The following is an 8,308-nucleotide window of genomic DNA, read 5'->3' on the forward strand; positions in this document are numbered from 1 at the left end:
ATTTATTCCAAGAGGTACAGGCCAGCCGCCTACAGAGTAGGAGCCGTTTATGCCGAAAGAAGTGAGAGCTATCCCGGCCGTCGCAAGCGTTATCAGGTTAGCAAGGATATCGGCTGTAATGTTGCGTGTATCCCTGCTTTTTACGGCGGCATTTAAAGCCGCTATGATAAAAGCTCCACCTAAAGGCAGGAGAATCAGGTATATATATCTTTCCATACTTTATCCTTTCAATTTCCTTATTTTTGTAATGTCAAATGTGCCGTAGCGTTCATATATCCTGACGCATACCGCCACCATCAGCGCTGTTACGGCCAGGCCTATCACTATAGCGGTCAGGACTATCGCCTGAGGCATAGGATCAACGCTGTTCAGGGCGAATTTGTTCACGTCCATGGTCTTATCAAGAATCGGCGCGATGCCGTTTTTCCGGTAACCGATGAGTATTATAAAAAGGTTGACCGCATAGTCCATTATGATAAATCCCAAAACAATTTTTATCAGATTTTTTTTACAGCATATACCATACAGGCCCACGACGAACAGCGCGATGCAAGCTGTGTATATCATTGTTTTTTCACCATTTTAAGTTTATCGCCTTCGAGGACCACCCGCGTTATGGAAAGCACAAAGAACACAAGGAAAAGGCCCGCCATGACTTTCAGGGCGATTGCGATGTTGCAAATGAGTATTGTTCCGCCGCTCATCAGATTAAAGTGGCTGGCCGCAGTTGTGGGTATGAAATTTTTGAAGAATATACCGCTTACATAAAGTCCCGCCCAGGCAACAGCCAGAAAAGCTAGTGCTCCGAGAGCTTCAATAAAAGCTCCTCTTTTCCTGGGCATTATTTTCAGTATGCGTTCTTTGCCGAAGGCCAGCATTATCAGGATGAATACCGCGGCAAGAATTACGCCTCCGGCAAACCCGCCGCCCGGACTGAGCTGGCCGTATAGCACTATGTAACAGCCGAATACAAATATGAATCCTTCCAGGATGTTGCAGACGGTCTTGACCACTTCGCTCATGCCGCCGGATATTTTTTTCTCATCGTTCATTTTTTGCCTCTCTTCTTAGAATTGTTATTGCGCCGATCAGCGCGGTGAAGAGTACTGTCGCTTCGCCAAGGGTATCATAAGCGCGGTAATCAAGTATAACGGAAGTGACTATGTTGGCGCTGCCGGTATCACTTAATCCTCTGCTGAGATAGGGGAATGCCACTTTGCTCACGCCGGTTCCGAAGGCGGGCATATTCCGTATGGCTTCAGCCGCGATCATGAAGAAGACGAATAAAAGAACTATGTTAAGGGCGAAGGGAAGGAAATCTCTGGTATCTGTCACTATATGTATGTCCCGCGAAATGGTTACGCGTATGAGTATGATCAAAGTAAGGATCTCTATCACGACCTGGACTATGGCTATGTCCGGCGCGCATAGGATCAGAAATATCACTGAAAGCATAAATCCCACAGCCCCGACGGCGATCACCGAAGAGAGAAGGTCTTTTGATTCAAGGGCAATAATTGAGCCCAGGATCATCAAGACCAAAAGGAAAAGGATCATAGCTTCAGTCATAGTGCTAAAAATATAATAATTCCGCCGGCAAAAATCCAGGTCAGATAGTTGCTCAGAACACCGGTGTGGAAATACCGTAAAATACCGATGATGTAGAACAGCCCCAGCTTTGTCATTTCATAAAGGTCAAATACTTTTTTATCAGCGAGCCTGAATATCTGGCGGAAAGGGAAAATATTTTCAATGCTCGCATAGAATGTTACGCCTGAGACCCTCATTTCGGGCGCAACCTTATAGCCGCCGATAAAACTTCCCGCCCGGCGGGTTTTGGAGCCCGATAACCAATAAAGTAAAATCCCGATCACAATACCGGCTATCATAAGCAGAGACGCTGTGCCGGGTGACCATGCCCCCCGGATTTCATCCAGAACGCCGGAACCGAAGACAGGTTTGATAAATATATTCACAGCGAACAGCCCCAATAATATACATGCTGCCGCAAGTGTTATCTGAGGGAAGACAAGAGAGAATTTTTCTCTGTGTGAAGGTTCTATTCTCCCTATAAGAGGAGATGATGACCCCAGGAATATTGCGTGAATAAGTTTCATAAAAGAAGCCAGCGTCAAGCCAGAACCGAAAAGCGCCGCCAGAAGGCACAACATGGTTAAAAGCTGAAAATCTTTTGTGTTTGCTCCGAGTATGCCCTGATAGATCAGCCATTTTGAGTAGAAGCCGTTGAAGGGAGGTATGCCTGATATCGCGAATGAGGCTATGAGCATTGATGTGAAAGTAAAGGGCAGCAGCTTTGCCAATCCGCCGAGTTTTTCAAGGTGGTCGGTTCCGGTTGTTTTTTCAACCTGTCCTGTCCCGAGGAAAAGGGCGCATTTATATATCGCGTGGTTGACCATATGAAAGAAACCGCCGATCAAACCAAGTGTTGTCCCTGATGCTATGCCCAGTATCATATAACCGACCTGCGAGATCGCGTGATAGGATAGAAGTTTTTTCGCGTTATGCTGTTTTAGGGCCATAAAAACAGCGCATATTATAGTGCCCGCGCCTATGATCATCACGGCCATTCTTGCTTCGGGGGGGAAACGCATTATTTGGAACAGCCGCGTCATCATATATATACCGAGGATCTTATCAAGCGCGGCCGGGATAAAGGCGGTCACAGGCAGAGGAGCTGTTTCAGCGCATCCGGGTATCCAGGTGTGAAGAGGCATCCCTCCGGCTTTTGCCAAAGCCGCCGCCAGCAGGCATGTCGCGGCTAATCCCGACCATGGCGCCGTACCGATTGTAAAAGTTCCTGTAGCGTAATAGATTATGGCAATTCCCAATATGAGCAATGAATCGCTTCCGCCCAGAATTATCATTGTTTTCTTGGCGGCGGCATTTGCGCCGGACTCAAGCTGTATCATAAGGAACAGGGCAGTGCCGGATATTCCCCAGAATATCGTAAAAATAAGCCAATTGGCGGAGATCACCACACCTAAGGAAGATGCGATAGTTAAAAAGAAATAGGCGAAGTATCTGTTCAGCTTACGGGTTATGAATCCTGACGAGTATATCGCCATGATCGCGCCGAAGAAGGAGATGAGGAAATATACCGCTTTTGATATGTTATCAGCCATAATATATGGCCGGGAGGCCAGCGCTATATCTCTGAAAAACAGAGAATAGATGGAAATTATAAATAAGGATATAGCCGCAGTCAGCGCCGCGGGTACGACTAATTTCCGTTTGTCCGGCAGAATAAAAAATATGACCGACAAAGCCGCGCTTATCTTAATGGGAAGTAGCAGATCCATCTATTTTTGCTCCGCCTTTAATTTCATTGTTTTTTCCTGGGACATTTTGATCAGGCTTTCCCAGTCATATTTAATTTTCCCGTTTTCAACCGCCTGCATTCTTTCAGTACAGCAGTAGCAGGGGTCAACTGCGGCAAGCGTTATTGCCGCGTCCGAAACTATTCCGCCTACAGCCGCTACCTCATTGGAAAGTATGTTCATATATGAAGGTGCCCTTATTTTATGCCTTACAGGAGTATTCCCGCCGTCGCTTTTAACATAGTGCCAGCACTCTCCCCGCGGAGCTTCATATCGGCCTATGCCTTCGCCGGCGGGAAGGTCCCTTATTTCAGTGCAGATGTTTCCTTCTTCCATTTTTTTCAGGTGGTCAAAACACTGATTTATTATTTTGACCGATTCATACATTTCAAGGACCCTGCATACGGCTTTATCAAAGACATCGCCGTTTTCCAGTACTATCATATCCCAGTCCACGAGCCCGTAGGCGCTGTTTGCGATATCAATTTTCCTTATATCCTGTCTGATCCCGCTTGCTCTGGCAGTAGGCCCTGTCACGCAGTATCTGATAGCGTCTTCCTTGGAGAGGACCCCGACATTTTTAGTTCTTGCGTGTATGACGGGGTCATCCAGTACCGCGCCCTTGAACATATCTATTTTTGATACGATCGTTTTTAAATTAGCTTTCATATCGTCTATTTCAGAATTTAAGATATCCCGTCTGACGCCGCCGGCTTTCATCATTGCGTAATGGTTGCGGTTTCCTGATATCTGCTCGCAGAGATCAAGGACTGTTTCCCTGTATTTCCAGGCCCACATCCATACGGTGTTATATCCGAGAAAATGCCCAGCCAGCCCCAGCCAAAGCAGATGAGAATGGACCCTTTCAAGTTCCGCTATAACGCATCTGATGTATTTTGCCCTTTCAGGAATTTCTATGCCTGCAAGGTCCTCAACGGCAAGCACATAGGCGAAAGGATGGGAGCAGGAGCATATCCCGCATATCCTCTCCACAAGAAAAGTGACCTGATCCCAGTGTTTACCCTCTGAGATCTTTTCTATCGATCTGTGATTATATCCCAGGTTTATGTTCAGGGAAACCACTTTTTCCCCCCTGACTTTCAGTTCAAAAAACTCGGGTTCTTCCTGAAGAGGGTGGTAGGGCCCTATCGGGATTATGGTACATTGTTTATCTCCGTCCTCATCATCGATCTTTATGTTTGGCCTGCGCAGAGATTCTTCATCCTCTTCCGATAGTTCTTCCTTCCTGCCGTATGCATAATCTTTCCGCAGAGGATATACGCCTTCCGGCCACGCAGGGTCAAGAAGAAGCCGCTGGAGGTTATCATTACCCGTAAAAGTTATGCCGAACAATTCATGGATCTCCCTCTCTATCCACTTGGAGGCCGTTATGATATCGCTTATGGTCGGGATCGCGCCGCCGTCCCGGTCAGTGGCTACGCGGAGTGAAAAAATCACCCCTGTGGTATCATCCGAGAAATGGTACAGCACTTCCATATTTTTTATGTTATCCAGAGCCGTCGCGATATTAAACCGCAGTCCCAGCTCGGTAAAAATAACCGCCGCGGAATCCCGGAGATGTTCTTTTTTTATTTCAATGTAATGGCGTTTAGGATTTTTTTCCTGCCAATTGACAATCTTTTCTCCCAGTAATTTTTTAATCTTATCTTTCATTTTTACTATTCATTATCCTCTTTTTTATATTTCCCCTCTCAGTTTTTTTATAACTTTAACAATCCCGTCTATTATCGCTTCCGGTCTCGGCGGGCAGCCGGGAATATAGGCATTTACGGGAATAATTTCGTCCACCGGTACAGTTCTCATACAGGAATCTTTGAACATTCCCTGCGATGATGCGCAGGATCCGAAAGCTATCACGGCTAAGGGTTGGGGCGCCATGGCGTAGATATCCTTTAGCATAGGGGCGCTTTTACGGGTAACGATACCCGAGACCAGCATTGCGTCCGCGTGTTTTATGGAACCTATGAGCTTTATACCGAACCTTTCAGCGTCAAAACGGGGCGTGAGCACGTCAAGTATCTCTATGTCGCAGTTATTGCACGCCGCCGACGCAAAATGGAACACCCATATAGACTTGGTTAAAATATTGAGTTTATTTATAACGGGCATCTTGGCTTTTCCTGATCTGCATTTTCCATTTTTTTAAATTTTGAAATTTCATATTTCTTTTCATGTTAATAACCTAAAGTTGCCAGGATTATAGCAATTAATCCGGCCGGCAACAAAAAAAACCAGAACAGCCGCAGGCACTGAGTTATCTTCAGTCGCGGATTAGTATTTTCAGCGAGAATTATAATTACGAGTAATATGACATACTTACCGATGCTGGCTCCGCCGAGAAAAATTATGGAAACAAGAGCGGGCACCGCCACCAGCATTATGTATTGACTCATTTTAAAAAAACCCAGAAGCGGCCCTGAATATTCTATGTAAGTCCCGCCTGATATTTCCGTTTCAGCTTCCGCGGCGTCAAAAGGCACTCTTCCGAGTTTCGCCTGCATTGTGATGAGCATGAGCGCAAAAGCTATCGCCCCGGAAACGGAAGCTCCGACCGCTCCTTTGACGGCGAATAAAGAAAGGTTCAGCTGCCCGCCGGTTTTTATCCAGGCGACTATAAGCGCTATCCAGAATATCAGTTCATACGAGAGCACCATTTTCATTTCGCGGGATGCCCCCAGAGAAGCCAGGGGATTCGCGCTTGCCGCGGCGCCGAGTATTAATGACAGAGCGGGGATAACAAGAAGATACGCGACAACTATAAGGTCTCCCTGGAAGCTGGAAGACGGAAAAAATATGGACATCCCTATTATTGTTGCCGCCAGGCCCGCGCTCACAAATGAAATTATAGGCGCTGCGGCAAAAGTAAGATAATGGGCGTGTTCCGGCACGATATTTTCTTTTATGAACAGTTTCATGATGTCATAGAGCGGCTGCAGGAAAGGAGGGCCGACGCGCCATTGTACCCGGGCTGTCACTTTTCTTTCAATCCACGAGGCGATCATGCCGATGATCAGGGCAAACAGCAGGCCGGGGAAGATCAAATAATGGAAGAGCGTTATCATCACGGTTTCTTTCCTCCGAGGTTTTTTATCCCGAGCTGAGTTTTCCAGTGCACGGCTTTAGCGTAAATTCCGTTTGCTACCTTATATATATTCTTTTCGGCGTCTTCCTTAAAATTTCCTTCCGTGATAGCTTCTTTAGAACAGGTTTTCACGCAAGTGATCTCACGGCCTTCGCATAGATCGCAGGGCGCTTTTTCAAAATTGACGGTTTCCAGGGTATTTACTCCGAAAGGGCATGCGGCAAGACAGCTTTTGCAGGATGTGCATAGCATTCCCGCCCGGTTCAGATCATCATTTGTTTTCTTAAGAGCCTCTGTGGGGCAACTTATAACACACGGCGCATCTTCACAATGGCGGCAGGTTACTTCCCGTATTGCTTCTTCTATCAGCGTTAGGCAGGATGTTTTCCCGTGGTGAAGAGGATAACTGCACTGTGCTTCGCATTTTCCGCATTCGTAACATTTTTCAAGGTCTATAAGTATCATTTCAGTCCCAAATCCCTTCTATATCTTTCACAACGCTGTATTTGAAAACAGGGCCGTCTTTGCAGGCGAAATATTTTCCGCAGGCGCAGTGCCCGCATTTTCCGATGCCGCAACTCATATTTTTTTCCATTGAAAGGTATATGTTTTCCGGTTTATAGCCCACTTCAAGAAGCTTCATCGTCCCGAATTTCATCATTATCGGAGGGCCGCACACGACAGCTACGCCGTTATTCGGATTGAGCTTCAGTCCTTCAAAAAGGCATGTCACGACGCCCTTCTTCTCTTTCCACTCGCCTGTGTCGCATCTATCGACGGAACGGTATATTTCGGCGCCCCGCTTTTTCCAGTCCGCGAATTGTCCCGCATATACAATATCGCCGGGAGTTTTAGAGCCGTAGAGGAGCAATATCCTGCCATATTTGTCTTTTTCTTCAAGCAGGGAGAGCAGCAGGCATCGGAGAGGAGCCATTCCCACTCCCCCTCCGAGGATAAGTATTTCCTTGCCTTCAAATTCTTCAAGCGGATAACCTTTTCCCAGCGGGCCCCGTATGCCTATAATATCTTTTGGTTTAAGTTCGTGTATCCTGGAAGTTACTCTTCCGGCTTTCATTATGGTTATCTCTATTTCATCCTTCTCAAAATGAGATGAGGATGGTGTAAAAGGGGCCTCGCCGATACCGGGCACTGTAAACTGAACAAACTGTCCTGTCCTGAACGAGAATTTTTTCTCGGGCTTGAGCAGGAAACTTTTTATGTTGGATGTCTCATCCGTTACTTTTAAGACTTCCGCCTTTATTGTTTTATAAGGATCAGTCACTGTTTTGCCACCTCTATTAACACATCTTTGAAGTTTATCTTTCCCTGACAGCCGGGAATACATCTTCCGCATCCGGTACAGCCAAGGTTATTGTGCATACTGGGGCGCCATGAAAATTTACATCCGAACCTGTGCATGAAACGCGAGATGAGTTCTTTGTTAGGATTTCCGCCGCCGGCAACGCGGGCATAACCGGGAAGCTGACAGCTATCTGTATAGCGTATCTTATTTTCTGTACCCTCAGAGAGGAAGAAGCAGAAACAGGCAGGGCATACTGTCGTACAGGCGCTGCAGCTGACACAGGTTTTCCCTTGATTTTCAAAGGATGAATTTCGGGTTCCCACATTTTGAGCGAGACGCTGTAAATCTAAAGTCAGTCCTTTATTCTGGCCGTTTAATGTTTTTTCCACAGATGCGCGCATATTTTCACGTTCTTTTTTTTGGGCGTCTGAAGCGTTTTCCAGTTTATCCGAGTTGTTTTGCAGGATTTTTTCACCTTTTTCAGATCCGGCCTCAACCATATACCCGTCACTGACAGCGGAAAAATTCAGGTCAAAATCTTTTTCCGCCCGGGGGTGAGCTCCC

Annotated in this window: 11 protein-coding genes; all 11 read right to left on the minus strand. The window is 46.5% G+C overall.

The window, feature by feature from the left end; translation table 11 throughout:
• Window positions 1–216 (minus strand): hypothetical protein (locus FP827_03155; protein MBA3052076.1); only part of this gene is annotated, 216 nt, incomplete at its 3' end.
• A gap of 3 nt (window positions 217–219) precedes the next feature.
• Window positions 220–567 (minus strand): cation:proton antiporter, encoded by a 348-nt coding sequence (locus tag FP827_03160; GenBank protein ID MBA3052077.1) that lies wholly within the window; start codon window positions 565–567, stop codon window positions 220–222.
• A complete protein-coding gene (locus FP827_03165; protein MBA3052078.1) occupies window positions 564–1,052 on the minus strand; it encodes a hypothetical protein in 489 nt (162 codons plus the stop codon). The genes FP827_03160 and FP827_03165 overlap by 4 nt, the downstream gene beginning before the upstream one ends.
• Entirely contained in the window at window positions 1,042–1,569 is a 528-nt protein-coding gene (locus FP827_03170; protein ID MBA3052079.1) for a DUF4040 domain-containing protein, read from the minus strand. Before FP827_03170 ends, FP827_03165 begins: the two co-directional genes overlap by 11 nt.
• Window positions 1,566–3,320, minus strand: a complete 1,755-nt coding sequence (locus tag FP827_03175; GenBank protein ID MBA3052080.1) for a hypothetical protein — start codon at window positions 3,318–3,320, stop codon at window positions 1,566–1,568. The genes FP827_03170 and FP827_03175 overlap by 4 nt, the downstream gene beginning before the upstream one ends.
• Window positions 3,321–5,012 (minus strand): hypothetical protein, encoded by a 1,692-nt coding sequence (locus FP827_03180; GenBank protein ID MBA3052081.1) that lies wholly within the window; start codon window positions 5,010–5,012, stop codon window positions 3,321–3,323. It abuts the gene before it with no gap.
• 24 nt (window positions 5,013–5,036) lie between these two features.
• The gene (nuoB, locus tag FP827_03185; protein ID MBA3052082.1) at window positions 5,037–5,468 is read right to left on the minus strand and encodes an NADH-quinone oxidoreductase subunit NuoB; all 432 of its coding nucleotides are present in this window, start codon (window positions 5,466–5,468) and stop codon (window positions 5,037–5,039) included.
• Window positions 5,469–5,533: 65 nt separating this feature from the next.
• A complete protein-coding gene (locus FP827_03190) occupies window positions 5,534–6,421 on the minus strand; it encodes an NADH-quinone oxidoreductase subunit H (protein ID MBA3052083.1) in 888 nt (295 codons plus the stop codon).
• A complete protein-coding gene (locus FP827_03195) occupies window positions 6,421–6,906 on the minus strand; it encodes a hypothetical protein (GenBank protein MBA3052084.1) in 486 nt (161 codons plus the stop codon). The genes FP827_03190 and FP827_03195 overlap by 1 nt, the downstream gene beginning before the upstream one ends.
• A 1-nt stretch (window position 6,907) precedes the next feature.
• On the minus strand, window positions 6,908–7,786 hold the full coding sequence (locus FP827_03200) for an oxidoreductase (GenBank protein MBA3052085.1): 879 nt from the start codon (window positions 7,784–7,786) through the stop codon (window positions 6,908–6,910).
• A partial coding sequence (locus FP827_03205) for a hypothetical protein (protein ID MBA3052086.1) occupies window positions 7,720–8,308 on the minus strand: 589 nt, incomplete at its 5' end. The genes FP827_03205 and FP827_03200, both read right to left, overlap by 67 nt.

The sequence above is a fragment of the Candidatus Omnitrophota bacterium genome (assembly GCA_013791745.1).
Taxonomy (GTDB): domain Bacteria; phylum CG03; class CG03; order CG03; family CG03; genus CG03.